This window comes from Rhodoplanes tepidamans, from assembly GCF_030813915.1.
GTDB classification, from domain to species: domain Bacteria; phylum Pseudomonadota; class Alphaproteobacteria; order Rhizobiales; family Xanthobacteraceae; genus Rhodoplanes; species Rhodoplanes tepidamans.
Window position 1 is genome coordinate 1 of the sequence record NZ_JAUSUJ010000059.1, and the last position, 1447, is coordinate 1447.

Genomic DNA, 1447 nt, shown 5'->3' on the forward strand with positions numbered 1-1447 from the left:
TCTCCCTCGCCGTCCTCGTCGCGACGAGGTCTCGGCGGGTTTTCGGCGCTCGTCCTCGGGCGGCGACGACGCGTGAGAGGACGAGGAGGACGGCGGCGGCGGGCTCCGATCGTAGCCCGGGTCGAGTGCAACGAAACCCGGGAATTCGGGCCGAGGCCCCTCCCGGCCATCGCTGCCGCTCCGCCCGGGCTACGAAGCGCGCCCCCGCTCCCACGAGGCCGCATGGCTCGAGGCTCGCTTCGCTCGCACATCACCATGAGGAGTGAAGACGGAGCCGCGCCACACGATCGTGGCCGCGCCGCGTCCCCTCACTCTCTCCTCATCCTGAGGCGCCCGGCACCCGGGTCCGCGCTTCGCGCGGCCCGAGTGTAAACTCCGCCGGGCCTCGAAGGATGCGGCCCCGGACGGGCCACGACGCCCCCGTAGCCCGGGTTGAGGGCAACGAAACCCGGGGTTTCCCGGGCGAGGTCCGCCCGGCCGTCGCTCCCGCTCCGCCCGGCCTACGACGAAAGCCGGGCGGCGAGTGTTCCGGGCTCGACCGGCTCGGCCAGGAGATCGGCGAGCGTGAGCGGTGCGTGCTCGGGAAGGCCGGCGACGCGGGCAGCCGCGGGGGTGCCGCGCGACATGCGGGTGGCGGTGTCGCGGGCGGAGCGCCAGAGGGCGTCGGGATCGATGCGTTGCGCCATGGATGGCGCCCAGCGGTCCGTCAGCTCGGCGTGGAAGACGACGATCTCGCCCTCCCAGTGACGGGCGGCGTCCGACTCCGGCTCGATCGCGAGCTTGATCAGGTGAAGCAGGACTTGCCGGATCAGGCTCTTGACCGCGGCGAGCTCGGACCGTCCCACGCTCTCGATCTCCTCCGCCACGGCCTCGGCGTCGAAGGCGGTCGGAAGGTCGCGGCGGCGGCCGAGGGCACGGATCAGCTCCGCCTGCTGCTCGGACCACCGCAGGATGTCCTCGTCGTAGAGGCGGCGCGCCCCGGTGGCGCGCGCCTCGCTGCGCTGTCGGCTCATGCCCGCTCCGCCGGGACGCCCCCATCGCCCCCGGTTCTTCGCCGGCGATCCTACCAGAACCGCGGACGGCCGGCACGCCGGCCGAAGGCGGGCACGATCGCGGTTGGGGTCGGGCGGCGCTGCCCCCGATGTCGCTGCGCTCCATCGGGGCTACGGGTGCAGGGGCCGGCATCGGGGCCGCATGGTTCGAGGCTCGCTGCGCTCGCACCTCACCATGAGGAGGGAAAACGTGGGGTGCCGCGGGCCCGAACGAGCCACGACGCTCCCGTCGCCCCCGTAGCCCGGGTCGAGTGCAACGAAACCCGGGTTTTCGCGGCACGGCCCGTCCCGGCCGTCGCTTGCGAGGCTGGGCAAGAAAGCGCTTCAGGCCTGGAGGGCGGAGAGTGGTCGCGGGGAGGCTTTCGTTCGGGCGCTTTCGGCCGCGAATCGGGCCA

Annotated in this window: 1 protein-coding gene; it reads right to left on the minus strand. The window is 73.5% G+C overall.

The window, feature by feature from the left end:
- Window positions 1-500 precede the first annotated feature (500 nt).
- Window positions 501-1013 carry a DUF29 domain-containing protein gene (locus J2S22_RS30830; RefSeq protein ID WP_272780889.1) on the minus strand — a complete coding sequence of 171 codons (513 nt, stop codon included), beginning with the start codon at window positions 1011-1013 and terminating at the stop codon, window positions 501-503.
- Between the last annotated feature and the right edge of the window lie 434 nt (window positions 1014-1447).